Origin of the sequence: Vibrio sp. OPT18 (assembly GCF_015163615.1) — a bacterium.
Taxonomy (GTDB): domain Bacteria; phylum Pseudomonadota; class Gammaproteobacteria; order Enterobacterales; family Vibrionaceae; genus Vibrio; species Vibrio coralliirubri.
Genome location: NZ_JADDYK010000116.1, coordinates 1 through 25,215, shown reverse-complemented (window position 1 = coordinate 25,215; position 25,215 = coordinate 1). Strand labels below are relative to the sequence as shown.

The window sequence follows — 25,215 nt, the reverse complement described above, 5'->3', positions numbered from 1 at the left end:
CATTACAAAGGATATGACATGAAAAAAGTTAGTTTACTAGCAGCGTCAGTGGCTTTCGCCTTAACAGGCTGTGGTGGTTCAGACGGTGATTCAGCTTCAACTTCTCCGAGCGGTGTAACAATTACAGGTTTTGATGGTTACTTTAATCAAGCTGTCGTTTTTGACGATAAAGACAACAATGGCGTTCTAGACATTGGCTCTGACGTTATTTTCGGTCTTACTAACGACCAAGGCCAAATTGAGATATCTGGCGACATTTCAGGTGCACTAGCACTTCAAACATTAACACCTGGCGGCACGGTACAAACTGCACTTGCGAACCACGATAGCAGCAAATACGCGGGTAAATACACAATCGATATGGATCACCCTGCGCAAGCAATGGCTCATGAGCTTGTGTTCCGAGCTCCAACTTCATCGGATGTAATCTCTCCAATTACCGATTTAGTTGCGATTGAAATGGCAAAAGGCACAGACGCAGCGCCAGTTAGTGAGGAAGAAGCAGTCGCGATTGTTAGCACAGCTTTAGGTGGTACAGAAGAAGCGCCTATCGACCCTTACTCTGATTTCGTTTCAGGTGCTGATGCAAATGCTGAACTACACAAAACAGCACAGATCCTGACGGAATCGAAAGCGGCTAACCCTACTACTTATGAAGAAAAGTCCGATCAGTTTGCAAAAGAAGCCGATGCGATCGTTGATACGCTAACTCCAACAGAACTAGCAGACAACGATTTAAAACCTGTTATTGAAGATAACGCGGCTCCTGGTGAAGATCTTGACCCTGTTGTTGTAACCAACAATAAGCTGGTTGTAACAGCAAGCATTCTGGAAGCAGAACAAGGTAAAATCCCAACACTAGAAGAAAATGGTAGCTCATCAAATATCGTGCTTAATATTGCAGGTTTATTTATTGATAAAGACCAGACTCTAATCACGCCAACTCTAACTCACAACATCCCTGCAGAAAGCGGTATTGTTGTGACTCTCAATGGCGACACATTAACTCTAGTTGCATCAGATTACATCGATGCTGCTGGTGACTTTACAGTGACTTTAACAGCTGAAGATAAGAACTCGACGCCTGAAGTCGTTGGTTCTGCGATCGCGACGTTCAACGTTAAAATTGAAGCTGCGAACCAAGTTCCGGCTGTTGATTATACGGAATATGACGTTTTACAAGCTGAAATCAACAACTGGCAGCTAGAGGTAGGCGTTCCATTCGAGCAAACTATCAATATTGAAAACCTATTCACAGACAAAGATGGTGACATTGTTTCCTACCGTACTGGTGGCATGACAATCCCTGGTCTAGTTGTATCTCCACAAGAGGGCACAAACCCAATTATCACTATTTCCGGAACACCAACCAAAGCAACAGCAGCTAACGCTTCTGAAGCATTCATGGTTGGCGGTGTTGATAACGAAGGCGCCGAAGCTTACCAAGAAATGTTGATGCCTCAAGTCGCTGAAGGTGTGATTCCAGAACCAGATCTTCACCCTCTAGAAGGTAAGACTTGGTACATGCTAGAGCACGGCAGTTCAAACGGTGAAAATGAGCAGAGCTACGCAAGCATCTGGTGTGATTCAATTAAATTTGAAGACGGCATTGTACTAGGCAACGTAAGAAGCATCGCAAATAAAACAAGCTGTTCTGCCGCTGACACTCAAACTGAAAATGCAACTTACGAAGTTATCGACGGTAAGCTTTTTGCTACATTTGAGTTCGAAGAGGATGGGCAAGACCTAGTTGAAACCTTCCAAGTAGAAATGTTCGAAGACGCAGATGATATTTCTACAGGTGCTAAGACTATTATCCACCGCATGAAAGATTCTACTGAAGATTCAGCAGAACGTTACACATACTTCAGCAACAAGGCAGACATCGAAAAACGTATCAATGTAACTTCTGAAATGGGTCCTGATGCACGTTATTTCACTGCTTACTTACCAGCTGAACAAGACCTAACGTATAACTTAGGTACTATTGGTTTAGCGTTGAATGAAAATTCTAACTCGAATGATAGTGACGCAATGGATGCAGGTTTATCTTTTGATGTTCCAAACAATGATTTTACATGTGAAACAGTTAAAGAATTCTTCTCAGGATTTTACTTTACAGGTGAAGACATCGGTGAAGTGGCATCTAGAGAATATAATGGCACGCCGATTGAATGTTACACAAATGAAGAAAATGGCGTCAACTATGCTTCTATTGACTTTGACTTACCCGCGCTAGCAGTCAACAACGTTTACAGCGTAATTGGCAAGGTAAAAGACAGCGATGGCGAATACTTAGAAGCTGTTAAGTTCAACATTAAATGGACAGGTACAGGTAACAACGAATAATTCGTTCATTAAACTGAATCCACAAAAGACCCCTCAAACCAAGGGGTCTTTTATCCACAAAACCAACATAACCATACCCTTACGTACGCCTCACAACTAACTAATTCCACAAAATATTTTTTATGAAAATCTGTACGGATTTTCCATTCATTCCCGTATCTTGCACCTCATTCATACAAGCTGTAAAAACTAGCCAGTTTTATATCACCTCAAAAAATAATAGATCTCACTCGGTAAGGATGAAAAGAATGAAGAAGGTTAGTTTACTAGCGGCGTCAGTGGCTATTGCATTATCAGGTTGTGGCGGTTCAGATGGTGGCTCATCAGATGGAGCGACTCCTGGCGGTATTGTGATTACTGGCTTCGACGGCTACTTTAAAAATGCAGTTGTATTTGACGATGTCGGTCAATCTGGCGTTTTAGAAGTTGGCACAGATACTATCTTTGGCTTAACAGACCAAGATGGCAAAATCACACTTCCAGTAGATACTGAAATTGATGGGAAACTAGCCATAAAAACACTTCGTCCAGGCGATATGACTAAAGCGCTTGCTGAAGAGCTTTCGGCGTTGAGCTCTAAAGCGGATAGCTATTCTGATTTTATGGATGTTTACACCACAGACATGGACCATGAAGGCCAACCAATGGCTAACAGCGTTGTATTCCGCACGCCTGAAAGTACCGATAAAACTGCATTAGTTATCTCTCCAATTACCGACCTTGTTGCTATTGAAATGCAGAAAAACGATAGCTCATTCGAAGATGCTACGACATCTGTAAACGAAAATTTAGGCGGAACGATTGAAGAACCTATCGATCTATTTTCAGACTTTGTAGCAACTTCAAAAGATGATCTTGAAAGCGCACAGTTGCACAAAACTGCACAAATTCTTACTGAATCCAAAGCACAAGATCCTGCAGCCTACGAAAATAATGTAAATAGCATTACCGAGACCGCCACAGAAAAGTCTAAAGAGATCGTAACAGAAGAGAACATGGGTTCTGAAGAACTTGTTAACGAGAAGCCTGTTATCGATCCAAGCCAACCAGAAACTGCTGTGACTAACTACAAGTTACTGGTAGACCCTACTGCGCAAGCTGATCTCGAATCAGAATTTGCAAAGCTAGAGGTAGTTGAAGGTCAAGGGTTTACACAGACGATCACTGTTCCTGAAAACTTATTCCAAGATAAGTACAGTTCTGAAGATAAATATCAAAACATCGCTATCGCTCGTGCTGAAGTGAATGGTAAGCAAGAAATTACGGTAACGCTAGAAGGCGAGACATTAACTATCTCAGCAAAAGATAGCTTTGTTCCTACATTAAGCAGTTACATTGTTACTCTGACAGCAGTTGATCGTGCCACTGCTGACTCAAAAGTACTGAGTGAGTTAAGTACTACATTCTCATTCGATGTTTCATTGGTAAATACTGCGCCAAAAGTAGAGCCCGAAGCACAATCAGAAATACAGCGCGAGATTACTGACAACTGGACAATGAAGCAGGGTGAAGCTTTCTCAGCAGAGCTCATGGTTAACGGCCTATTTACAGACCGCGAAAATGACACTCTTACTTATGATTCCAACATCGGTAATGTCGTGAAAGGACTGACATCAAAGTACGACGCCAAATCAGGCAAACTAATTATCTCAGGCCACCCGGAAACGCCAATAGAAGATATCAAGCAGTTCAACATCACAGCCGATGACGGACACGCTGCGACATTTATGGTTTCAGAGCCAGCAGTTTTTGATTTACCAATCATTGAGATCGGCGATATCGCTGTCGACGAGGCTGTTGAAGCCGAACTTCAAAAGACGATCTCTAACAACTGGTCGCTTAAAGCTGGTGAAGCATTCTCTGAGCAACTCGATATTAGCGAGTTATTTACCTCAAATGTTTCTGGTGACGTTGAATATTACGCAAACTATGCGTCTCACGACAATGAACCAGCACGTAACCCAATTCCTGGTGTTTCTATCAAGATTGACGCGAGTGGTTTAGTAACACTGGAAGGTACACCTACAGCGGAAACCAACGGTGTCATGCTTTACGTCGCTAAAGGAATCAACTTCTCTGGTGGTGACGAGAATGATATTGAATCTGAAATGGTTACCTTTGCATTACCAAATGTACAACCAACTGATGAAGTTGATCCACCAGCACCAGAACTGGGATTTACGAAAGCACACTTCAATAACCAAGAGTGGAAGATGGGTAGCTTTGCTCCAAATGACGGTGAAATAGCTTACGCTAGTTTAATGAAGAACGACTCAACTGGTGATTTGAAATTCTGCTGGGGCGCAACGAATGGTGACAATTCGCCTTATGAAGCTAACATAGGCTATAGCTTCAGAAATAGTGGATTAGGTCTTAACGACGGTAGTGAAATCATAGAGATGCTGTCCGAACTTGATGATGCAACTGGATACTTAGATTCTCAAGAGAAAGATTGCTGGCCTGTAAGTCTGAGCGATGGAAAGCTAGATGACGGCGAAAGTCGCTACGAAATGCTTTACCAAAAGAAAACGGAAGTAAATGGCGAAACCCAATATCAAATTCTTGTAAAGATCGGTACTGATGAACTGTTCTGGTTAGACTCAACAAACATGCCATTCGCTCATATTCAGCCTGTTGAGAATAAAGTAAACGAAGGTATCGTTGAATTTGATTTGATGGTAGAAAGCGAAGGTGAAGATGATAGCACGCAGCTAACATACAGTTTTGGCCAGTACAGCTATGACCAAACAACTTATGACTATGACTCTGTTATGCCAGAAGGTTTCCATACTCCTGGAGAGTGGACTCTAGTGGCAGATGATTTAAACAACCCACTACTACAAGCACAAGAAACGGGTGAAATGTCGGATTACAAAACTCGCTTCCGTTATATCGGTCGTGATTTTGGAGATTTTTACATCGGTATGAAATGGAGCCGTGAACCAGGCCAAGTCTACCAATCAGCGCCTGAATACGGTCTGTTCTCTATTGATAAAGACAAAATGTTCAGCATTGTAAATAGCCTACCAATGATGTCAGTTGACTAACATTAAAAAACCCCAGCACATCGCTGGGGTTTCTTTTATCGGTGCATTTTAGCCTACGGTAACTCCAATACTCTTGACGTTACTTAACGCACATTACATTAAGCAATGAAGAACCTTTCAATTGATTGACGTTACCGTTGGTAAACAGACCTTTCTTATCTGCGCCCCAATAAGGGAGATGCATTGGCCAGTTCTGTTTTTCCATAACCTTTGAGTTCAAGATGCTCTGCCATTGCTTTTCACTCATCAGCTTCATGTTGACCTGATTACACACCAATTCAGCGCTATCGTAATCTAGGCGGCTCCAAGGCTTACCTTGCTCCATGTAGAACTGTTGTTGATGGTCTAGAAGGTAAGGAATCGCATATTGGCTACCCGCAACGTCTGCTTTCACGCGAATCTCGATCTCTAGATCATTGTCTGAGCTCGCGTTACCACTTGGTAGCGTCTGAATAGCAGCAGCACTCGTTACCGCCGCCGCTTGCTTAGCAGCCACAGGTTTCGGTGCAGGCTTAGCTTTTGCTTTTAAAGGAGCCTTAGGCTTCACCACTTTTGGCTCTGCCTCTTTTGCAACGATAGGTTGTGATGAGGTTTTAGACTTATCGACCATACGAATAAAGGCTTCACCGTAACCAGGAACCTTACGTACTTGAGCTAGGTCTTTTCTCGCATCAGAGAAGGTTGAATAAGGGCCGATTAAGCAACGGTAGTCACTTCCTTCAGGCTTCATCCAAACGTTGGTCGAGATCTTTTCATAAAGAGGTTTTGCACGGCTCAGTGACAAAGGCTTGTTCAGCAGGCCACATTGAACCCAGAACAGTTCGTTATCTGAATGACGTTTAGGTGCCTTACTGCCCCAAACGCCTTTACCAATCGGACATGATTGCTCTAGCTGTGGTAATTGGTTGGTGCTTGCCTGAGTTGCATCACATAGAACCGACTCTGCATTCACTTGGCTCGATACCAAAAGAGATGCAGCAATAAGCCCCATACGATAATTTCTCGTCACAGCACGACATACAGCATTCATTGTCAATTTCATAACCACCACTTAAACCCTTGCGGGCTAATTATTACCGAATCTATGTCGATAAAACATGAATTCCATTTTAAGTATTATTGACACTGTCAATAATACTAAGTTCCAGATCCATTAAGCAAAAAAAGAGCCGTAATTGCTTACGGCTCTTAATTTAGTGACTTTTTTTACTAAAAATCAAACCGGGCTATCACCCTTTATAAATTTTCGGGTTAAACACGTCACGTAACCAGTCGCCTAATAGGTTAATAACTAGAACCAATGTTACCAAAAGCACACCTGGGAATGCTGTGATCCACCATGCTCCTGAGAAAATGTAGTTAAAACCAGTACTGATCAGGGCGCCGAGTGACGGTTGGTCTACCGGAAGACCTAAACCTAGGAAAGAAAGTGCCGCTTCTGACATGATGGCATTTGCCACCTGTACCGTAGAGATAACCAAAATCGGTGATAAACAGTTAGGCAGAATATGGCGGAACATGATGCGAGGCGCTCTAAAGCCCATCACACGTGCCGCTTCTACGTACTCTTTCTTCTTCTCTGCCAATACCGATGCACGAATCGTACGAGCATACTGCGGCCATTCAGCAATACCGATGATCACCACCAGCATAACAACCGCATATTGCGCGTAGAAGTCACTACCGAAACTCGCCTTAAAGATGGCCGAGACAATGATCGCAACCATCATGGTTGAGAACGAAAGCTGAACATCGGCAAAACGCATCAGGAAGCTATCAATACGACCACCGAAGTAACCTGCAGACAAGCCAATGATGATACCGAGAGTCAGCTGAAGACCTACCGCTAGGAAACCGATCGTCAATGACAGACGCGAGCCGTAAAGCATCGTAGATAAGATGTCACGACCTTGCTCATCAGTACCCAGTAGGAAGCGTTCTTCGCCGTCTTCCATCCAAGATGGTGGCAACTCAGAATCCATGATGTCGATAGACGTCACGTCATACGGGTCTGTTGGCGCTAGAATCGGTGCCGCTAATGCCATCACAAGGAAAGCTGCAAAGATAGCAAAGCTCACCATTGCCACTTTATCGCGTAAGAAGTAGTACAGAATGTCTGACTGCTTGAATCGCTCCCAACGAGATGGAGCTGTTGTTGTGTGTTCCATGATTATGCTCCTTTCCCTGTAATATTCACTGTTGGGTTAATGATGCCGTAAAGCAGGTCAACAATGGTGTTCGTTACTACGAAGATCAGACCAACGAAGATAACGTATGCGGTAATCAGTGGAGTATCCACTCGGTTAATCGCTTCAAGGAATAGGAAGCCGGTACCCGGCCACTGGAATACAGTTTCAGTCAGAATGGTGTAAGCCACCATAGTACCGATTTGAACACCACCTACCGTTAGTACAGGCAGCATTGTGTTCTTCAAAGCGTGTTGGTAGTAGATCTTGTTCAGCGCGAGGCCTTTTGCTTTACCAAACTTGATGTATTCAGAGCTAAGAACCTCGAGCATTTCAGAACGTACTAGACGAATGAACAGCGGCAGCATGATAGATGCCAGAGCAATACTCGGCAGCACTAAGTGCGCAAGGCCATCGAGCGTTAAGAAGCCAGACTCCCAACCAAACCAGTTTGCGGTATCACCACGTCCGAATGACGGCAGCCAACCGAGCTCAATAGAGAACACGTACATCAGCATGATTGCGGTTAAGAAAACAGGTACCGAGATACCGATACTACTGCCCGCCATCACCAATTTAGTGAAGAAACTTTTTGGGTGTATTGCAGAATAAACGCCGAGTGGAATCGACAGACAAACGATGATCAGAGAAGCGCCAAACACAAGTTCAAGCGTCGCGACCAATTTGTCTAAGATTACGTCCACAGCAGGGCGTTTAAAGAAATATGAAGTACCAAGATCACCTTGTAGAGCTGCGCCCACAAAGCGAGTGTATTTTGTAATGAAGGGATCATTTAAGCCGAGTTCATCACGCAGCGCTTGACGCTCCGATTCTGAAACAGATTGACCGACTAACTCACGCAACGGGTCGCCCAGGTTATCCTGAATGGCAAACGCCACCAAACTGATCACAAACATCACTATCAGTGCCTGAAACAGGCGCTTGACCAGAAACGTAACCATTCCTTGCCCCTTATCTATCCATGACTATCTAATCGAAATCCGCGACTAGATAACAAAATTCAGTCTTAAAAAAGGTATTTAGCCAGACTGAAGGAAGACCAAATACCGAAACTTAAATCTATTTCTTAATAATTTGAGAGCCTGAAAAGCTTCAGGCTCTCGATTCTAGCAAGCTAGATTATTTTACAACTAGGTCGCCGAAGTAAGGCATAACCATTGGGTTTACTACGTCTGCTGCACCTACGTTAGACTTCGCGCCCCACGCTTCACTCTGCCAGTGTAGAGGTACGAATGCTGCGTCGTTGTACAGTGTTGCTTCAACGCCTTTCAGCATTTCAGCACGCTTAACTGGGTCAGTTTCAGTGTTAGAAGCTTCTACAATCGCATCCATTTCTGGGTTTGAGTAACCAGAACAGTTGTATTGACCACGGCCAGTTTCTTCGTTACGAGTCATAGTTAGGAACTCGTTGAAGTTAGCTGAATCTTCAGTATCTGAGTGCCAGCCGATCATCATCATGTCTGCTGAACATAGGTCAAATTCAGGCCAGTACTGTGCTTTAGGCATAGTCTTAAGATCAACTTTGATACCAATCTTAGATAGCATTGCCGCAGACGCTTGCGCTACTTTCGCATCGTTCACGTAACGGTTGTTTGGTGCCATCATAGTTAGCGTAAAGCCATCTTCGTAGCCCGCTTCTTTCATCAGCTCTTTCGCTTTTTTCAGGTCGTAACGAGGAACTAGGTCTTCGTTGTGACCCGCGTAGCCTGTTGGGCTTTGCTGACCAGCGGCTGTCGCGAAACCTTTCATGATTTTCTTAACAATACCTTCATTGTTAATCGCATGAACGATTGCTTGACGAACGCGCACGTCTTTCAGTGCTTCGTTGCTGTTTTGGTTCATTTGGAACGTGATGATACGAGTACCAGGTAGCGTTACTAGATCGATGTTCTTAGCGTTTTTAACACGCTTGTGATCGTTTGGTGCTACTGGGTGAATCATATCAACGTCACCAGAAAGAAGTGCTGCAACACGTGTTGCGTCTTCTTTGATTGGCACAAGTGTTAGCTTGTCTACGTTGCCTTCAGTTTCTGTGTCCCAGTAATCGTTGAAACGCTCGAACGTTACTTTAACGCCTTGCTCACGCTGCGTTACGATGAATGGACCAGTACCTGAAACGTTAGTCGAAGCGAACGAGTTACCGTGCTTAACTAGCTCAGACTTGTCTTTACCTTCCGCTGTTTGGCCAGAGTAGAACTTGCTGTCCATTGGGAAGATGTACGTTGCTGTTTGTAGTACTAGTGGGTAAGCCGCTTTAGAAATAAGCTCAACTGTGTAGTCATCCACTTTTACCATTTTTTCGTATGGCGTGAAGATAGACTTAAAGTCTGGAGAAGCTTGTAGACGTTCAAAAGTCCACACAACATCATCAGCAGTCAGTTCGTTACCAGAGTGGAATTTCACACCTTTACGTAGGTTAAAGCGGAAAGTCGTTTCATCAACACGCTCCCAGCTAGATGCTAGGCGGCCTTCAAAATCCATCTCTTTTGTGAAACGTACTAGAGGGTCAAACACCATGTGAGACATTTGCAGTGTGCCACCAGACAGCTGCTCGTGCGGGTCAAGTGATACAGGGTCAGCTGCGTAGCCAACGGTAATATCTGCTGCTGCTGCACTAAAGCTTAGGCCAGCTGCCATTAAAGCTACTGCTAATTTGCTTTTCATGGTTTTCATTGCATAACTCCTTCATGCGGGAATCCAGATCCCTAGTTGTTGTATTTGCGTCTGTTTATTGTTTTTAGCAAGCTAAACTCCAGCCTGCTGATTTTTATACCGCGGCTTGTGCCACTGCTTTTTCTTCTCTTAAACCTGTAAATTCAGGCATTAAAGAAATTAGGTGTTTGCTGTATTCATGCTGAGGCGATTGGAATAGCTGCTCGGTTGGCGCGACTTCCAATAGCTCTCCCATTTGCATCACACCAACACGATCACACATTTGGCGAATAACCGGTAAATCGTGACTGATGAACAGCATGGTTAGGTTTAGCTCGTCTTGTAAGTCTTTTAATAGGTTGAGGATCTGAGCCTGTACCGACACATCCAGTGCCGACGTAGGTTCATCACAAATCAAAAGACGAGGGCGAGTTGCCAAGGCGCGAGCGATAGAAATACGCTGACGTTGGCCACCTGAGAATTCGTGTGGGTACTTAACCCCGGCCATTACGCCCAAACCAACGTGCTCTAGTAGATCGTTCACGATCTGACGAGTTTCATTCTCGTTACGCGTAAGTTTATGGAATCGGATAGGCTCAGCAATGATGTCGAATATCTTCATTCGAGGGTTCATTGATGTGTAAGGGTTTTGGAAAACCATCTGCATTTGGCGACGCATTGGGCGACGCTCTTTTTCAGATTTAAGCCCAGTCAGGTCAACGCCTTCAAACGTTACCTTGCCTGAGTTGGGTGCGTACAAGCCAGCAATCACACGAGCAATCGTTGATTTACCTGAGCCTGACTCACCTACTAAACCAAACGTTTCGCCTTCATGCACTTCAAAGCTCACGTTGTTTGATGCTTGAACGTACTCACGACGGCTCTCAAAGAAAGAATCTTTGGTGGTAAAGCGTAAGTGCACGTTTTCAACATTCAACAATGGGCCAGTGTAATCACGGTGATCTTGGCTTTGGCCTAACCAGTGGTTCTTCACATCCAATGGCTCCATCTCGTGCGCTTCTTCGATGTAGCTCACAAGAGGGAAACGATCAAGTTTACGGTCTGAACGTGGAACCGCTGAGATAAGACTGTGTGTGTATGGGTGTTCAGGAGTACCAAGGACTTTCGCCGTCGGGCCAAACTCAACTAAGTCACCACGATACATAACGGCTACGCGGTCGGTAACGTTTGATACCACGCCCATGTCGTGCGTGACCAACATACAACCTACGTTCTTCTTGATACATAGGTCGCGAATCAACCCCAAGATTTGATCTTGAATAGACACATCCAGTGCCGTCGTTGGTTCATCTGCGATGATAAGGTCAGGTTCACCAGCCAATGCGATCGCGATAACCACACGCTGACGCATACCGCCAGAGAACTGGTGTGGGTACTGCTTTAAACGGTTTTCAGGTTGTGGGATACCCACTTGGTTCATCAAGTCTAATGAGCGCTGGTAGGCTTCTTGATCCGAAACCTTCATGTTGGCATGAATCGTCTCTTTTAACTGCTGTTCTACTGTGAATAGAGGGTTAAGAGACGTCATTGGATCTTGGAAGATAAAACCAATCTTTGAGCCGCGAACAGAACGCATCTGTTCAGGAGATAAACCAGAGACTTTTTCGCCGTCCAGAAATACCTCGCCGCTAGCAATGCGGCCTGGAGGGCTCAGCAAATCGATCACAGCATTACCTACTGTTGATTTACCTGCACCAGACTCGCCTACAACACCAACAATCTCACCACGTTCAATGTTGAACGAAAGTGATTTAACTGCGGCGTGAACTCCATGACGAGATGGGTATTCGATACGAAGATTTTTTACTTCTAAAAGTGACATTACCAGACCTCTACTGCTTTGGCAGCTTTCTGCCCTGTCTGCAAAATTGAATCCATTCTTACCAGAATATTGTTCTGATATTTTATACGGTTGACAATTTGGCAAATAATTCACAGAAAAGCAACAAAAATAGGATAAAAAGTCGACATTAAACGCTTAGCAAGCAAAAGTACCACATAACTATTCACCTAAAGAGCATATAGTAAGAAAAATCAACATTATATTATCGGCAAGAAATACTCACAAACTCCTTACCACTACTTACTTGTAGAGTTAAAGCCGTGCTTCAAAGCAGATCTCACTACCAGTCACTAAAAACAAATAATTATTCTAAAAAACAATTAACACTATAGAAACAAACGCTGATTTTGTTAATTTGAACAAATAAAACAACCAGATACACGTTAATTAACCATACATTTAACCATTTGTATTATTTTGGTAAATACAAAACAGATAAACGAAAGGCCTAATAAATCAGAGGAGTTTTTGAACGACCAAATGCGTAGAAAGCTGTCAAATTCAGGCCTTAGTGAGCAAATTTAGGGTTAGATTTAATTTTTCATAAAAGTCTTTAGACCAAACCCATTAATATGTCTAATTATTGAGTGCGTCACTTATATAAAATTAGATATAGATCTACACATTTGATAAAGAAAGCAACTCCGTATCAGTACCATAATCAAGCAGATCGATAAGAATCTGTCTTATATAAGAAGGGGGATACAGAGGCGACACCAGACAAGGTGCCGAAGCAGGTAAGATCTCAGCATTCAAAATCGATAAAAACTAAAACGACAGATGTAAAAAAGCCCCAATCTTTCGACTGAGGCTTCTTAAGTGATCGGTGAAGAGACATTCTTTGAACATCAGGCGAACCCCACTCTGTTCAAGTTATCTAAATTTCAGATGTAAAAAAGCCCTAGTCTTTCGACTAGGGCTTCTTAAGGTGGTCGGTGAAGAGGGATTCGAACCCCCGACCCTCTGGTCCCAAACCAGATGCGCTACCAAGCTGCGCTATTCACCGAGACGTTTCGTTTGATTTCTCAAACTGGGAACTTCAAAGAAGCTACCAAAATTAATGGGGTGGCTAACGAGATTCGAACTCGCGACCACCGGAATCACAATCCAGGGCTCTACCAACTGAGCTATAGCCACCACTAATTTTTTATATAACCGCTTAAAAGCGATTATTGAAATAGTGGTCGGTGAAGAGGGATTCGAACCCCCGACCCTCTGGTCCCAAACCAGATGCGCTACCAAGCTGCGCTATTCACCGACTAGTTTTGTATCGACTCTTGGGAATAATGAATCAACACTGGAAGCCGAAGCTACCGATATTTTGTAAAGAAAGAATGGGGTGGCTAACGAGATTCGAACTCGCGACCACCGGAATCACAATCCAGGGCTCTACCAACTGAGCTATAGCCACCATTGTTTCTTTTTGCCAATTTCTCGCTTACCGAAGTAAGAGACCGGATGGCGCGCCTGAAAGGATTCGAACCTTCGGCCTTTGGCTCCGGAGGCCAACGCTCTATCCAGCTGAGCTACAGGCGCATGCCCTGTCGGCGGAGTGGAATAATACGTATATCACCCAATGCCGTCTAGTACTTTTTTAACTTTTTTTTCTGTTTGGTCTCTTTTTCGACAGTTAATATGTGATAAACCCCTTATTTGAGTACTACAACCCGCCACAGCTTATAAGTTGTTGTTTATTGCAACAACTTATCGGGATATAATCACCCATTATTTACATTGGTTTAACAGTTGCTCTTTGCTGGTTAAAGCCAAAACACCCTTCCAACACTATAAATTGGTAAGCATGTACTTACCTTGGGAATGTAAAGTGAGTTTAATGGATATGTCTCGTCGAATTTTAAGCGTTGTCATCGCAGTTTTAACCTTTTCAACTGGCGCAATGGCTGCAGGCCTTAGCGAAGCAGAGCACGATGCAATTGCTGAACGCATCAAACCAGTTGGCCAAGTTTACCTAGTCGGCAGCGAGCCAGTAGCCGCAGAACCAACAGGCCCTCGTGATGGCGCAGCAGTTTACGGTACCTTTTGTATCGCTTGTCACGCATCTGGCGTAAGTGGCGCACCTAAAACAGGTGATGCTGGTGACTGGGGTCCTCGTATTGCTCAAGGTCGCGACATCCTAGCTGACCACGCAATCAACGGTTTCAATGCGATGCCAGCGAAAGGTTCATGTATGGACTGTTCAGACGACGAAATCAAAGATGCTATCGAGCACATGATTGCCGGTCTGTAATTTACCGATCTATAATTAAAAATGCCAGATTCAAAAAAGGTGACCTCATGGTCACCTTTTTTATTGGCTTCTATATAGTGCTATTGAAGTAGGGCATTACTTCTTGTTGAACATCGCTCGAATATTCGCAATGTGCGCCTGCCCTTTTTCCATTCTTTCTTCAGCGGATTGAGGCTTCTTAACGCTTTCCCACTCCACATCATCGTGCGGCAGCTCGTCTAGAAAGCGGCTTTGTGTTGGCTTAATCAATTCACCATATTGACGACGTTCACGACACTTAGTAAAAGTCAGCTCTTTCTGCGCTCGAGTAATCCCCACATACATAAGACGACGTTCTTCTTCTACGTTGCCTTCATCAACACTGGTTTGGTGCGGCAAGATGCCCTCTTCTGCTCCCATCAGGAATACATACGGGAACTCTAGGCCTTTCGATGCATGCAATGTCATTAATTGGACTTGATCTGCATCGTCATCATCCTCACCACGCTCCATCATATCGCGCAGCGTTAAACGTTGAACCACCTCGCGCAGGGTTTTCTCTTCTTTGTCGTAGTTGTCACCCTCAAGATCGGCCACAATCCAACTATAGAGATCAGAGACGTTCTTCATTCGCATTTCAGCGGCTTTCGGGCTCGCTGAGGTTTCGTACAACCAATCTTCGTAGTTGATGTCACGAACCAAAGAACGAACGGCTTCAACCGTGTTGCCACGCTCTGCATTATCTGAGATACGAACAATCCAGTCACCGAAACGGCGTAGATTTTCTAAACCACGCCCTGTCAGTGTCTGCTCTAAGCCCATCTCAAAGCTGGCTTCAAACAGGCTCTTACCACGCATATTGGCGTAACTGCCTAATTTCTCAAGCGTCACCGGACCAATCTCACGACGCGGTGTGTTTACAATACGTAAGAAGGCGTTGTCATCATCAGGGTTCACCAACACACGTAGGTAAGCCATGATGTCTTTAATCTCGGCTCTCGCAAAGAAAGAGGTACCGCCAGAGATCTTGTAAGGCACACGGTTCTGCATCAAGGCTTTCTCTATCAAGCGAGATTGGTGGTTACCACGGTAAAGCACTGCGTAATCTTTATATTCAGTACGGTTCAAAAACTTATGAGCGATGATCTCACCGGTAATACGCTCGGCTTCATGCTCTTCATTCTTAGCGTTCAGTACCTTGAGCTTTTCACCGTCTGGGATCTCTGAGAACAGTGACTTTTCATAAACGTGTGGGTTGTTGGCGATCAAGATGTTCGCCGCACGTAAGATTCGACTGGTTGAACGATAGTTTTGCTCGAGTTTGATCAAACGAAGATTCGGATAGTCCTCACCCAACAACACCAAGTTTTGCGGTTTTGCACCACGCCATGAATAGATAGATTGGTCATCGTCACCTACTACCGTCAAGCGACCACGCTCTCCCACCAGTAAACGAACCAACTCATATTGGCTGGTGTTGGTATCTTGGTATTCATCGACCAGCAAATAACGGATACGCGACTGCCAGCGCTCACGCACCTCTTGATTGGTTTTCAGTAGTAATACCGGCATCGCAATCAGATCATCAAAATCGAGTGCGTTGTATGCCTTCATCTGCTTCTGGTACATCTCAAAACAGAATGCAAACAACTGCTCTTGTTCGCCTTGAGCTCGAGCTTTCGCCTGATCTGGCGTCAGCATGTCATTTTTCCAATTCGAAATGGTGCTCATTAAAGCGCGCAGTAAATCCTTATCACCATCGATCTGTCTCTCTGTTAGCTCTTTTAATAGCGCTAACTGGTCTTGGTCATCAAACAGAGAGAAACCCGCTTTCAAACCCAGCGCTTTGTACTCGCGACGAATGATGGTTAAGCCCATGGTATGAAAGGTCGAAACAATCAGCCCTTTCGATTCACCCTTACCCAGAGTTTGCCCAACACGCTCTTTCATCTCGCGTGCCGCTTTATTGGTAAAGGTTACCGCTGCAATATTGCGCGCCTTATAGCCACACTCTTGAACCAAGTAAGCGATCTTATTCGTGATAACACGTGTTTTACCGGATCCAGCACCCGCTAATACTAAGCAGGGGCCCGAAACATATTTCACGGCTTCATCTTGTCTTGGGTTCAGTTTCATTTGATTCTCAGTTTGGTCTAGAGGGGCGAATTCAATTGCGCGCCTATAATAATGCTGCAACAGCGCGAATGCTACGTTCTCTTATACAAGATTTTTACGCTGATTATGTAAAACTTTGTTGCACATGTGTGTGGTTATTAGGCTATAATGAATGAACGTTCATTCATTGGTGATTGAAATATGACAACTCATGCACCTCGGGATAAACGCCAGCAAATACTTTCTGCAGCTGAAAAGCTAATTGCAGAGGTCGGTTTCCAAGGCCTTTCAATGCAAAAATTAGCCAAAGAAGCGGGAGTAGCTGCAGGCACTATCTATCGCTACTTCGATGATAAAGAGCATTTGATAGAAGATGTTCGAATGCTCGTGACTCAAAGAGTAGCTGATGCTGTTCAAGAAGGGGTTAATGATTCGGATCCAATTAAACAACGCTACCGTACTATGTGGTTGAACATATGGAACTTAGCAGGAACGAATTTAGCCGCAATAAAAAATCGGGTTCAGTATGACTCTCTACCCATCACAAATAGCCTAAACTTCAGGGAACTAGAACGTAAAATGTTTGCCCAAGTTGAGCTGCTATTTAATGAGGGGAAAGAACAAGGATTGTTTAAACCACTTAACAATGAAGTATTAGGTGGATTGAGCTTGGCGGCTAGTGTTTCTCTAGCACGCAAGCATTCTTTAGGATTTTACCAACTTGATGAGGCAGAACTAGAATCTGCAATCGAAGCCAGTTGGGACGCAATAATTAAACACTAGATCGGAGTTTTGACCATAATGAAAAAGTGGACTTTCTTCATGTTACTCATCGCTGTACTACTTTTCGGCAGCGTTATTGGGTTTAACATGTTCAAACAACAAAAAATTGCTGAGTATATGGCCAACCGCCCTGAACCAGAGTTTCCAGTAACGGTAACTGAAGTTCAGCCGATCGACTGGGTTCCTGTGATTGAAGCTATCGGCTTCATCGAACCTAACCAAGGTGTGACACTAGCGAACGAAACCAGCGGTGTTATTGACCAGATCTCTTTCGAGTCAGGTACTGATGTTAAGAATGGTCAGCAACTGGTACGTCTTGATTCTGACGTAGAGAAAGCAAACCTAAAGAGTTCTGAAGCTCGTTTGCCTGCTGCGAAAGCAAAATACAAGCGTTACCAAGGTCTATTCAAGAAAGGTTCTATCTCTAAAGAAGCGTACGATGAAGCAGAAGCAAACTACTTCTCTCTATCTGCTGATATTGAAAGCCTGAAAGCCTCGATCGAACGCCGTGAAATTCGCGCACCTTTTGATGGCAAGGTTGGTATTCGTAACGTATACCTAGGTCAATACCTACAATCGGGTACCGATATCGTTCGTTTAGAAGACACCAGTGTCATGCGCCTGCGCTTCACAGTTTCTCAAACAGATATCTCTCGCATTAATGTTGGCCAGGCTATCGACATCTTTGTTGATGCTTACCCAGAAAAACCGTTTGAAGGCTCTATCAGTGCTATTGAACCTGCAGTAAGCATCCAAAGTGGTCTTATCCAAGTTCAAGCGGATATTCCAAACAATGATGGCAAGCTTCGTAGTGGCATGTTCGCTCGAGCTAACATCATTCTGCCTAAACTAGAGAACCAAGTAACTCTGCCTCAAACAGCGATTACTTTCACTCTATACGGTGACAATGTTTACATCCTGACTGAAGAAGACGGCGTTCAACGTGTTGCTCAACATGTTGTGAAAGTAGGTGAGCGTACAGCTGATATTGCACACATCCTTGAAGGCGTTAAAGCCGGCGATACGGTTGTAACTTCTGGCCAAGTACGTCTAAGTAACGGTGCCAAAGTTAAGGTTGTTGAAAGTGATGCAATCACTCCACCATCTGAAACACCTAAGCTGTAACTGGAGGCACAATGCGCTTTACTGATGTTTTTATTAAACGTCCAGTTTTAGCGGTATCCATCAGCTTTTTGATTGCGCTGCTTGGCTTACAAGCAATCTTCAAAATGCAGGTGCGTGAATACCCTGAAATGACGAATACCGTTGTAACCGTAACCACGAGTTACTACGGTGCAAGTGCCGATCTTATCCAAGGCTTTATCACCCAGCCCCTCGAACAGGCTGTGGCTCAAGCGGATAACATCGACTATATGACTTCTTCTTCTGTACTCGGTAGTTCGACTATTACTGTGAACATGAAGTTGAACACCGACCCAAATGCGGCGCTGTCTGACATACTGGCCAAGACTAACTCGGTACGTTCTCAGCTTCCTAAAGAAGCCGAAGATCCAACCGTAACCATGTCTACCGGTTCAACGACAGCGGTACTCTACATTGGTTTTACCAGTGATGAGTTGGTGTCGAGCCAAATTACCGACTACCTAGAGCGTGTAATCAACCCGCAACTATTCACGGTAAATGGTGTATCGAAAGTTGACCTATATGGTGGTATGAAATACGCACTGCGCGTGTGGCTAGACCCATCAAAAATGGCGGCGGTAAACCTAACTGCAACTGACGTTATGGCGGTATTGGATGCGAACAACTACCAATCAGCTACGGGTCAAGCAACGGGTGAATTTGTTCTTTATAACGGCAGTGCCGACACGCAAGTATCGAACACTGAAGAGTTAGAGAACTTAGTCGTTAGAAGTGGTGAAGGTGAGATTATTCGTCTGTCTGACATCGCTAAGGTTTCTCTAGAGAAAAGCCACGACGTTTACCGTGCAAGTGCGAACGGTCAGGAAGCGGTTGTTGCAGCAATTAATGCGGCACCAAGTGCGAACCCAATCAACATCGCTGCAGATGTACTTGAGCTTCTTCCTCAACTAGAGAAGAACCTACCAAGCAACATCTCTATGAACGTAATGTACGATTCAACCATTGCAATTAACGAGTCAATTCAAGAGGTTATCAAGACCATTCTTGAAGCGGCATTAATCGTATTGATCGTAATTACCTTGTTCCTAGGTTCATTCCGAGCGGTACTGATCCCTATCGTTACTATCCCACTATCTCTGATTGGTGTGGCAATGGTAATGCAGGCAATGGGCTTCTCTTGGAACCTGATGACGCTACTGGCAATGGTACTCGCCATCGGTCTGGTGGTAGATGATGCGATCGTAGTACTTGAGAACGTCGACAGGCATATCAAGCTCGGGGAGTCCCCTTTCCGCGCTGCGATCATTGGTACTCGTGAAATTGCGGTGCCTGTTATCGCAATGACACTAACGCTAGGTGCGGTATACGCTCCAATCGCGATGATGGGTGGTATCACGGGCTCGCTATTTAAAGAGTTCGCATTAACCCTAGCCGGTTCTGTATTTGTATCGGGTATCGTGGCACTTACGCTATCGCCAATGATGTGTTCAAAAATGCTAAAAGCTCACGCTGAACCGAGCAAATTTGAGCAGAAAGTTCATAGTGTTTTGGATGGCATGACTAACCGTTACGAGCGTATGCTTGGCGCAGTTATGAACCACCGTCCAGTGTTCATTGGTTTTGCGATCATCGTATTTGCAAGCTTGCCGATGCTGTTTAAGTTCATCCCTAGTGAATTAGCACCTTCAGAAGATAAAGGTGTAATCATGCTGATGGGTACTGCACCGTCGAATGCAAACTTAGACTTCATGCAAAATACCATGAACGACGTAAACAAGATTCTGTCTGATCAGCCAGAAGTAGCTTACGCGCAAGTGTTCACTGGTGTTCCTAATGCAAACCAAGCGTTTGGTATTGCATCTATGGTTCCTTGGAGTGAGCGTGAAGCAAGCCAATCTGAGGTAGCAAACCGCGTTGGTGGTTTGGTGAAAGATGTGCCTGGAATGGCAGTAACAGCCTTCCAAATGCCAGAGCTACCAGGTGCGGGTTCAGGTCTTCCAATTCAGTTTGTTATTACAACACCAAACAGTTTTGAGAGCTTGTTCCAAATCACCACTGACATCTTGACTGATGTAGCGACCAACCCACTGTTCGTATACTCGGATCTCGATCTGAACTATGACTCAGCAACGATGAAAGTACACATCGACAAGGATAAAGCGGGCGCTTACGGCGTGACCATGCAAGATATCGGTATCACGCTAGGTACCATGATGTCAGATGGCTACGTAAACCGTATCGACTTGAATGGTCGTTCTTACGAGGTTATCCCTCAGGTTGAACGTAAATTCCGTTTGAACCCAGAATCGATGAATAACTACTACGTACGTGCTGCGGACGGTAATGCTGTACCACTAGGCAGTTTGATTACGATAGATGTTGTGGCAGAGCCTCGTTCTCTTCCTCACTTCAACCAATTGAACTCAGCTACGATTGGTGCAGTACCAGCTCCAGGCGCTGCAATGGGTGATGCAATTGCATGGTTTGAAGACACGGCGGCGAATAAGCTTCCAAGTGGCTACAACCACGATTACATGGGTGAAGCGCGTCAATACGTAACTGAAGGTAGCGCACTTTACGCGACCTTTGGTCTAGCACTGGCTATCATCTTCTTGGTACTAGCGATTCAGTTTGAATCTCTGAAAGATCCACTGGTTATCATGGTATCTGTACCACTGGCGATCTGTGGTGCCCTAATCGCTCTGGCTTGGGGTGCGGCAACGATGAACATCTACTCGCAAGTAGGTTTGATCACCTTGGTCGGTCTGATTACCAAGCACGGTATCTTGATCTGTGAAGTTGCAAAAGAAGAACAGTTGCATCATCACAAGACTCGTATCGAAGCGGTAATGGAAGCTGCGAAGGTTCGTCTTCGCCCAATCCTGATGACAACAGCTGCGATGATCGCGGGTCTAATCCCACTGATGTACGCAAGTGGTGCGGGTGCAGCTCAGCGCTTTAGTATTGGTATCGTAATCGTTGCTGGTCTAGCGATTGGTACTATCTTTACGCTATTTGTACTGCCAGTGATTTACAGCTACTTGGCTGAAAAACACAAACCTCTACCTGTATTTGTTGAAGACAAAGATCTAGAAAAGCTAGCTCGTGTCGATGAAGCAAAAGCGGCACACAGAGAATTAGCTGATAATAAGTAATCGCTAAGTCGTATTAACAATAAAAAGGCTACTTCGGTGGCCTTTTTTTATACGCCATAGGCGACATCTCAAGTGTGATTAAATAGAATAGTGGTAAATATACAGGAGTTTTAATTGATATGTTTGATCCAAAAAAACTAGAGCAGATTGCTAAGCAGATCCACGATTCTATGCCTCAACCAGTAAAAGAGCTTGGTTCAGACGTAGATCAAAAAGTTCGTCAGGTTATCCAAGGCCAACTGAACAAGCTAGACGTTGTGAGCCGTGAAGAGTTTGATGTTCAAACACAAGTACTGCTTCGCACTCGCCAAAAGCTGACTGAAATGGAACAAAAGTTAGCGGACTTAGAAGCAAAGATTGCTGATAAGTAAGCATAAAGCAAGAAAACTGAAAGGGTTGGTGTGAAAGCACCAACCCTTTTGTATTTCTGAAGATCAATCAAGAACTGAAAATAGACAAAGACCTATCAAGCAATATTCATTTGATTGATTTTTAAGACTTTGTTACTAAAAGCAAAAAGGCTTGGTCAACGGCGACCAAGCCTTTCTATTAGATGTTGTGTTGCTTATTTATAACTCCAACCTGTAAGGAGTTAGTGATACTGCTTCGCTTATTCTGCAAATTTATCAGTATCTAAGCGACTCATTAACCGCCTACAGCGATACGCTTCATGTCGCTCATGTAGCTACGCAGCTCTTCACCAATGTACTCTACAGGGTGGTTACGGATAGCTTCGTTTACTTCAATTAGCTTAGCGTTATCAACTTGGTTAGATGTTTCACCTAGACCACGGCCGATTACGTCTGTCGCTACAGAAGGCATGAACTTCTCACGTAGTAGCGGTGTTGCTACGTTAGCGAATAGGTAGTTACCATACTCAGCAGTATCAGAGATTACAACGTTCATTTCGTAAAGACGCTTACGAGCAACTGTGTTTGCGATTAGTGGAAGCTCATGTAGAGATTCGTAGTAAGCAGACTCATCGATGATACCAGATGCAGTCATAGCTTCGAATGCTAGCTCAACACCAGCACGAACCATAGCAACCATTAGGATACCGTTGTCGAAGTACTCTTGCTCTGAGATTTCTACGTCAGAAGCTGGGTAGTTTTCGAATGCCGTTTCGCCGGTCTCTTCACGCCAGCCTAGTAGGTTCACGTCATCGTTCGCCCAGTCAGCCATCATTGTGCTAGAGAAGTGACCAGAGATGATGTCATCCATGTGCTTGTTGTAAAGCGGACGCATTAGGTCTTTAAGCTCTTCAGAAAGCTCAAACGCTTTAACTTTAGCTGGGTTAGATAGGCGATCCATCATGTGAGTTACGCCACCAAACTTAAGTGCTTCAGTGATCGTTTCCCAACCGTATTGTAGAAGCTTGCCTGCGTAGCCAGGTTCGATGCCATCAGCGATCATCTTCTCGTAAGATACGATAGAACCCGCTTGTAGCATGCCACAAAGGATAGTTTGCTCACCCATCAGGTCAGATTTAACTTCAGCTACGAATGAAGATTCTAGGCAACCTGCACGGTGACCACCAGTACCCGCAGCCCAAGCTTTAGCGATATCCCAACCTTCACCTTTAGGGTCGTTTTCTGGGTGAACAGCGATAAGTGTTGGTACACCGAAGCCACGCTTGTACTCTTCACGTACTTCAGAACCAGGACACTTAGGCGCAACCATAACAACAGTAAGGTCAGAACGTAATTGCATGCCTTCTTCAACAACGTTAAAGCCGTGAGAGTAACCAAGAGCAGCGCCTTGCTTCATTAGAGGCATTACTGTTTCAACAACGTTTGTGTGTTGCTTATCAGGAGTAAGGTTGATTACTAGGTCTGCTTGAGGGATTAGCGTTTCGTAGCTACCCACAACAAAGCCGTTTTCATCAGCATTTTTGAATGATTGACGCTTTTCATCAATTGCCGCTTGGCGTAGAGCGTAAGATACGTCTAGACCAGAATCACGCATATTTAGACCTTGGTTTAGGCCTTGAGCACCACAACCAACAATTACGATTTTCTTACCTTCAAGGTATTCAGCTTCTGTCGCGAATTCTTCACGATCCATAAAGCGGCAACGACCTAATTGGTCTAGTTGTTCACGAAGGTTTAATGTATTGAAATAGTTAGCCATTCTAGGGCACTCCTTTAAAAATAAGTCCGTAAGGTCGATATCTCTCTATCGAATGACTTCATACTAAAACAGACACTCCGTTGCTGAAAGTGATATATTCACAATTAGTTATTGCAATAAATGCAACATGGAAACGATCGCAGAACATGAACATAAAATCTCTACAATTATTTATACATTTATGCGACAGCAAGAGTTTCAGCAAAACCGCTGCTGCTATGCACGTCAGTCCTTCAGCGCTGAGCCGTCAGATACAAAAGCTTGAAGAGGAAACAGGACAAGAACTGCTAATCAGAGACAACCGCAGTGTTGATCTGACCCCTGCAGGAAAACACCTATTGCCTGTAGCATTGAGCATCGTGGGAGAGTGGCAGCAATATAACCTTCACCTGAAGGGCGGAGAGCAAGAGCTTAAAGGTGAGATACGTATATTTTGTTCAGTAACGGCTAGCTACAGTCACCTACCTGAACTCATAACCGAATTTAGGGCTATTCATCCGTATATTGAATTTAAGCTCTCTACTGGCGATCCAGCACAATCCATCGACAAGATCTTAAACGATGAAGCAGATATCGCTATCTCAGCAAAGCCAGACATCCTTCCTTCAAGGTTAGAATTCGAGACCATCAGCGATATTCCACTGTCAGTCATCATTCCATCTGGTGTGAGTAGCTTTAGCCAGCAACTGCAATCTGATAAACCAAACTGGAATGAGGTGCCTTTTATCATCCCAGAAGCAGGAACTGCCCGAGAACGTGCAAACGCATGGTTCAAAAAGATGAAGATAAAACCCAATATTTACGCTCAGGTATCTGGTCATGAAGCGATCGTCAGTATGGTTGCCCTTGGTTGTGGGGTTGGTATAGCCCCTGATGTCGTCATCAACAACAGCCCGGTACGTGACAAAGTAGACCGCTTAAAGATAGAGCCAATCAAACCATTTGAGTTAGGGGTGTGCTGTAAGCGAGCACAATTAGAAAACCCATTAATTAGAGCATTTTGGCAGGTCGCCGAAGGGAAATACCTGCAAGACTAGTTATCTATAAGTGATAACTAGCAGGTGTGGAGTCACAGATAAAGAGCACACTAGTGCTCTTTTTTGTTTTGCTAAACGACAGATATGAAAAAAGCCCGCTGATTTCTCAGCGGGCTTTTCAATGGTGGTGGAGGGATAGGGATTTGAACCCTAGAACCGCTATTAACGGTTGCCGGTTTTCAAGACCGGTGCTTTCGACCACTCAGCCATCCCTCCAACAAATTGTCATCAACAGATTAGTACACTGTTGAGGTTGCTACTTGTTATACAAGCAACGAAATTAAAGCCTGGCGATGTCCTACTCTCACATGGGGAAGCCCCACACTACCATCGGCGCTATTGTGTTTCACTTCTGAGTTCGGCATGGAATCAGGTGGGTCCACAATGCTATGGTCGCCAAGCAAATTTTAAAATTCGGAAAACTGTATTTAAAAGTCTCTTCAAACGCATTCAAGGTCTGTCTTTGAGTCCACAAAACCCCTTGGGTGTTGTATGGTTAAGCCTCACGGGCAATTAGTACAGGTTAGCTCAATGCCTCGCAGCAC

The 25,215-nt window shown here is 44.4% G+C and carries 15 protein-coding genes, 6 tRNA genes and 1 rRNA gene; 8 read left to right on the top strand and 14 right to left on the bottom strand.

Annotated elements, in window-relative coordinates; genetic code table 11:
• Window positions 1–18 precede the first annotated feature (18 nt).
• Complete coding sequence (locus IQQ51_RS25830) at window positions 19–2,349, top strand: hypothetical protein (RefSeq protein ID WP_193842500.1); 2,331 nt, start codon at window positions 19–21, stop codon at window positions 2,347–2,349.
• Window positions 2,350–2,597: 248 nt separating this feature from the next.
• On the top strand, window positions 2,598–5,396 hold the full coding sequence (locus IQQ51_RS25825; RefSeq protein ID WP_193842499.1) for a hypothetical protein: 2,799 nt from the start codon (window positions 2,598–2,600) through the stop codon (window positions 5,394–5,396).
• Window positions 5,397–5,475: 79 nt separating this feature from the next.
• Here IQQ51_RS25825 and IQQ51_RS25820 read toward each other — a convergent pair whose 3' ends face one another.
• The 10 genes from IQQ51_RS25820 to IQQ51_RS25775 all read right to left on the bottom strand — a co-directional run bounded on the left by IQQ51_RS25820 (window position 5,476) and on the right by IQQ51_RS25775 (window position 13,655).
• Window positions 5,476–6,438 carry an SPOR domain-containing protein gene (locus tag IQQ51_RS25820; RefSeq protein ID WP_193842498.1) on the bottom strand — a complete coding sequence of 321 codons (963 nt, stop codon included), beginning with the start codon at window positions 6,436–6,438 and terminating at the stop codon, window positions 5,476–5,478.
• A gap of 187 nt (window positions 6,439–6,625) precedes the next feature.
• The gene (locus IQQ51_RS25815; protein ID WP_048607511.1) at window positions 6,626–7,564 is read right to left on the bottom strand and encodes an ABC transporter permease; all 939 of its coding nucleotides are present in this window, start codon (window positions 7,562–7,564) and stop codon (window positions 6,626–6,628) included.
• A 2-nt stretch (window positions 7,565–7,566) separates the two neighbouring features.
• The gene (locus IQQ51_RS25810; protein ID WP_048612413.1) at window positions 7,567–8,544 is read right to left on the bottom strand and encodes an ABC transporter permease; all 978 of its coding nucleotides are present in this window, start codon (window positions 8,542–8,544) and stop codon (window positions 7,567–7,569) included.
• 178 nt (window positions 8,545–8,722) lie between these two features.
• The gene (locus IQQ51_RS25805; protein WP_048607508.1) at window positions 8,723–10,276 is read right to left on the bottom strand and encodes an ABC transporter substrate-binding protein; all 1,554 of its coding nucleotides are present in this window, start codon (window positions 10,274–10,276) and stop codon (window positions 8,723–8,725) included.
• A 94-nt stretch (window positions 10,277–10,370) separates the two neighbouring features.
• A complete protein-coding gene (locus IQQ51_RS25800; RefSeq protein WP_019826573.1) occupies window positions 10,371–12,098 on the bottom strand; it encodes a dipeptide ABC transporter ATP-binding protein in 1,728 nt (575 codons plus the stop codon).
• Window positions 12,099–13,048: 950 nt separating this feature from the next.
• Window positions 13,049–13,125 (bottom strand) — tRNA-Pro (locus tag IQQ51_RS25795).
• A 55-nt stretch (window positions 13,126–13,180) separates the two neighbouring features.
• A tRNA-His gene (locus tag IQQ51_RS25790) sits at window positions 13,181–13,256 on the bottom strand.
• Window positions 13,257–13,300: 44 nt separating this feature from the next.
• Window positions 13,301–13,377, bottom strand: a tRNA-Pro gene (locus tag IQQ51_RS25785).
• A gap of 77 nt (window positions 13,378–13,454) precedes the next feature.
• Window positions 13,455–13,530: transfer RNA gene (locus tag IQQ51_RS25780), tRNA-His, on the bottom strand.
• A 48-nt stretch (window positions 13,531–13,578) separates the two neighbouring features.
• Window positions 13,579–13,655 (bottom strand) — tRNA-Arg (locus tag IQQ51_RS25775).
• Between the two features lie 298 nt (window positions 13,656–13,953).
• Between IQQ51_RS25775 and IQQ51_RS25770 the strand changes: the two genes are divergently transcribed.
• The gene (locus tag IQQ51_RS25770) at window positions 13,954–14,367 is read left to right on the top strand and encodes a c-type cytochrome (RefSeq protein ID WP_017063036.1); all 414 of its coding nucleotides are present in this window, start codon (window positions 13,954–13,956) and stop codon (window positions 14,365–14,367) included.
• A gap of 96 nt (window positions 14,368–14,463) precedes the next feature.
• On the opposite strand, the gene rep is transcribed toward IQQ51_RS25770, so the two are convergent.
• Entirely contained in the window at window positions 14,464–16,482 is a 2,019-nt protein-coding gene (rep, locus tag IQQ51_RS25765) for a DNA helicase Rep (protein ID WP_017061960.1), read from the bottom strand.
• 180 nt (window positions 16,483–16,662) lie between these two features.
• Between rep and IQQ51_RS25760 the strand changes: the two genes are divergently transcribed.
• The 4 genes from IQQ51_RS25760 to ubiK all read left to right on the top strand — a co-directional run bounded on the left by IQQ51_RS25760 (window position 16,663) and on the right by ubiK (window position 21,874).
• Window positions 16,663–17,244 (top strand): TetR/AcrR family transcriptional regulator, encoded by a 582-nt coding sequence (locus tag IQQ51_RS25760; protein WP_017629442.1) that lies wholly within the window; start codon window positions 16,663–16,665, stop codon window positions 17,242–17,244.
• Between the two features lie 18 nt (window positions 17,245–17,262).
• Window positions 17,263–18,369, top strand: coding sequence for an efflux RND transporter periplasmic adaptor subunit (locus IQQ51_RS25755; RefSeq protein ID WP_019820916.1), 1,107 nt, complete (start codon window positions 17,263–17,265; stop codon window positions 18,367–18,369).
• 11 nt (window positions 18,370–18,380) lie between these two features.
• Window positions 18,381–21,503 carry a multidrug efflux RND transporter permease subunit gene (locus IQQ51_RS25750; RefSeq protein ID WP_193842497.1) on the top strand — a complete coding sequence of 1,041 codons (3,123 nt, stop codon included), beginning with the start codon at window positions 18,381–18,383 and terminating at the stop codon, window positions 21,501–21,503.
• Between the two features lie 119 nt (window positions 21,504–21,622).
• The gene (ubiK, locus tag IQQ51_RS25745) at window positions 21,623–21,874 is read left to right on the top strand and encodes a ubiquinone biosynthesis accessory factor UbiK (RefSeq protein WP_009848085.1); all 252 of its coding nucleotides are present in this window, start codon (window positions 21,623–21,625) and stop codon (window positions 21,872–21,874) included.
• Between the two features lie 274 nt (window positions 21,875–22,148).
• On the opposite strand, the gene ilvC is transcribed toward ubiK, so the two are convergent.
• Entirely contained in the window at window positions 22,149–23,633 is a 1,485-nt protein-coding gene (gene ilvC, locus IQQ51_RS25740; protein ID WP_017631997.1) for a ketol-acid reductoisomerase, read from the bottom strand.
• A gap of 146 nt (window positions 23,634–23,779) precedes the next feature.
• On the opposite strand from ilvC, the gene ilvY reads away from it, so the two are divergent.
• A complete protein-coding gene (gene ilvY / locus IQQ51_RS25735) occupies window positions 23,780–24,670 on the top strand; it encodes an HTH-type transcriptional activator IlvY (RefSeq protein WP_048612410.1) in 891 nt (296 codons plus the stop codon).
• Between the two features lie 125 nt (window positions 24,671–24,795).
• On the opposite strand, the gene IQQ51_RS25730 is transcribed toward ilvY, so the two are convergent.
• Window positions 24,796–24,886, bottom strand: a tRNA-Ser gene (locus IQQ51_RS25730).
• Between the two features lie 69 nt (window positions 24,887–24,955).
• Window positions 24,956–25,071, bottom strand: a 5S ribosomal RNA gene (gene rrf, locus IQQ51_RS25725).
• Between the last annotated feature and the right edge of the window lie 144 nt (window positions 25,072–25,215).

Coding starts and splice junctions, on each gene's coding strand:
- IQQ51_RS25830 (WP_193842500.1), top strand. CDS start 19: ATGAAAAAAGTTAGTTTACTAGCAGCGTCAGTGGCTTTCGCCTTAACA.
- IQQ51_RS25825 (WP_193842499.1), top strand. CDS start 2,598: ATGAAGAAGGTTAGTTTACTAGCGGCGTCAGTGGCTATTGCATTATCA.
- IQQ51_RS25820 (WP_193842498.1), bottom strand. CDS start 6,438: ATGAAATTGACAATGAATGCTGTATGTCGTGCTGTGACGAGAAATTAT.
- IQQ51_RS25815 (WP_048607511.1), bottom strand. CDS start 7,564: ATGGAACACACAACAACAGCTCCATCTCGTTGGGAGCGATTCAAGCAG.
- IQQ51_RS25810 (WP_048612413.1), bottom strand. CDS start 8,544: ATGGTTACGTTTCTGGTCAAGCGCCTGTTTCAGGCACTGATAGTGATG.
- IQQ51_RS25805 (WP_048607508.1), bottom strand. CDS start 10,276: ATGAAAACCATGAAAAGCAAATTAGCAGTAGCTTTAATGGCAGCTGGC.
- IQQ51_RS25800 (WP_019826573.1), bottom strand. CDS start 12,098: ATGTCACTTTTAGAAGTAAAAAATCTTCGTATCGAATACCCATCTCGT.
- IQQ51_RS25770 (WP_017063036.1), top strand. CDS start 13,954: ATGGATATGTCTCGTCGAATTTTAAGCGTTGTCATCGCAGTTTTAACC.
- rep (WP_017061960.1), bottom strand. CDS start 16,482: ATGAAACTGAACCCAAGACAAGATGAAGCCGTGAAATATGTTTCGGGC.
- IQQ51_RS25760 (WP_017629442.1), top strand. CDS start 16,663: ATGACAACTCATGCACCTCGGGATAAACGCCAGCAAATACTTTCTGCA.
- IQQ51_RS25755 (WP_019820916.1), top strand. CDS start 17,263: ATGAAAAAGTGGACTTTCTTCATGTTACTCATCGCTGTACTACTTTTC.
- IQQ51_RS25750 (WP_193842497.1), top strand. CDS start 18,381: ATGCGCTTTACTGATGTTTTTATTAAACGTCCAGTTTTAGCGGTATCC.
- ubiK (WP_009848085.1), top strand. CDS start 21,623: ATGTTTGATCCAAAAAAACTAGAGCAGATTGCTAAGCAGATCCACGAT.
- ilvC (WP_017631997.1), bottom strand. CDS start 23,633: ATGGCTAACTATTTCAATACATTAAACCTTCGTGAACAACTAGACCAA.
- ilvY (WP_048612410.1), top strand. CDS start 23,780: ATGAACATAAAATCTCTACAATTATTTATACATTTATGCGACAGCAAG.